This is a genomic window from Oryzomonas rubra, from assembly GCF_008369015.1.
Lineage (GTDB): Bacteria > Desulfobacterota > Desulfuromonadia > Geobacterales > Pseudopelobacteraceae > Oryzomonas > Oryzomonas japonica.
The window spans coordinates 1-1,690 of sequence record NZ_SRSD01000020.1 but is presented as its reverse complement, the minus strand read 5'-3'; the positions used below and the strand labels follow the sequence as shown (position 1 = coordinate 1,690).

Genomic DNA, 1,690 nt, shown 5'->3' with positions numbered 1-1,690 from the left:
TATCGGGTATAAATAAAATAAAAAAGTCCTTGACGTCCGGGTATATTTATTTTATCTATAGTTCAACTAGACATGATATCGAAAAAGACCAAATACGCGCTTAAGGCGCTCTATCATCTGGCCGGGCAGCCCACCTCCCAGCCGGTATTGATTTCCGACCTGGCCAAGGCCGGGAACATCCCCAAGAAGTTTCTGGAGTTCATCCTCCTGTCCCTGCGCAAGGGCGGCATCCTCCAGAGCAGGATCGGCAAGGGGGGCGGCTACTACCTGGCCTCCCCACCCGCCAAGATTACCCTGGGCAGCGTGGTACGAATCCTTGAGGGTGACCTGGCGCCGGTGCAGTGCTTGAGCGAGACCAACTATGCCAAGTGCGACGAATGCGACGACGAGGCGACCTGCGGCATCCGGCTGGTGATGGTTGATGTCAACAAGGCCCTGGCCCAGGTGCTGGACAGCCTGACCCTGGCGGACATGCTTGAGCGGAGCGAGACCGAGCGGAGCAAGCGGGCAAACGTGCTGGATTTCAGCATCTGAGTTTTTTTGCCCTTTTGATCTAGTATTTCTATAGGTAGTAAACATCTGAAAGGAGAATAACCATGAGCACCATCTACGCAGACAACTCCCAATCCATCGGTAACACACCGCTGATCAAACTGAACCACGTCGTTGACGGGGCCAAGGCCACGGTCCTGGTGAAGGTCGAAGGGCGCAACCCGGCCTACTCGGTCAAGTGCCGCATCGGGGCCAACCTGATCTGGGATGCCGAGAAGCGCGGGGTGCTCAAGCCGGGCGTGGAGATCATCGAACCGACCAGCGGCAACACCGGCATCGCTTTGGCCTACGTGGCCGCGGCCCGGGGCTACAAACTGACCCTGACCATGCCCGAGACCATGAGTATCGAACGCCGCCGGGTATTGGCCGCCCTTGGTGCCAACCTGATCCTCACCCCGGGCGCCGAAGGGATGAAAGGCGCCATTGCCAAGGCCGAGGAGATCGCCGCCTCCGACCCCAAGAAATACTTCATCCCCCAGCAGTTCAAGAACCCGGCCAACCCGGAGATCCACGAGAAGACCACCGGTCCTGAGATCTGGAACGACACGGACGGCGCAGTGGACGTGGTCGTGGCCGGGGTAGGCACCGGCGGCACCATCACCGGCATCTCCCGGTACATCAAGAACACCAAGGGAAAGAAGATCATCTCCGTGGCGGTGGAGCCCAAGGAGAGCCCGGTCATCAGCCAGTTCCTGGCCGGCCAGGCAATTAAACCGGCCCCCCACAAGATCCAGGGCATCGGCGCGGGCTTCATCCCCGACACCCTCGACCTCAAGGTGATTGACCGGGTCGAGCAGGTGGAGAGCAACGAAGCCATCGAATTCGCCAAGCGCCTCTCCCGCGAAGAAGGTCTCCTGGTGGGTATCTCCAGCGGTGCTGCGGCGGCGGCCGCGGTGCGACTCGCCAAACTGGACGAATTTGCCGGCAAGACCATTGTAGCCATCCTTCCCGACGCGGCTGAGCGCTACCTCTCCACGCCGCTGTTCGAGGGCATCTAGGTGGCCGCCCCGCCCCCTGAGCCATGGAGCCGGGATCTGGAACAGGTCGTGCGTGAGGCGCTGAGCTCGATCCGTTTCGGCACGGTGACCCTGGTGGTGCAGGACGGCCGGGTGATCCAGGTGGACAAGAGCGAGAAGAT

3 protein-coding genes are annotated in these 1,690 nt (G+C 60.5%); all 3 read left to right on the top strand.

Annotated elements, in window-relative coordinates; all coding sequences use genetic code 11:
- Positions 1-72: 72 nt before the first annotated feature.
- Positions 73-534, top strand: a complete 462-nt coding sequence (locus tag ET418_RS18015; protein ID WP_149310031.1) for an RrF2 family transcriptional regulator — start codon at positions 73-75, stop codon at positions 532-534.
- Between the two features lie 62 nt (positions 535-596).
- Positions 597-1,550 carry a cysteine synthase A gene (gene cysK / locus ET418_RS18010; RefSeq protein ID WP_149310029.1) on the top strand — a complete coding sequence of 318 codons (954 nt, stop codon included), beginning with the start codon at positions 597-599 and terminating at the stop codon, positions 1,548-1,550.
- On the top strand, positions 1,551-1,690 hold a 140-nt coding region (locus ET418_RS18595), incomplete at its 3' end, for a YezD family protein (protein ID WP_149310027.1). It lies immediately after the preceding gene.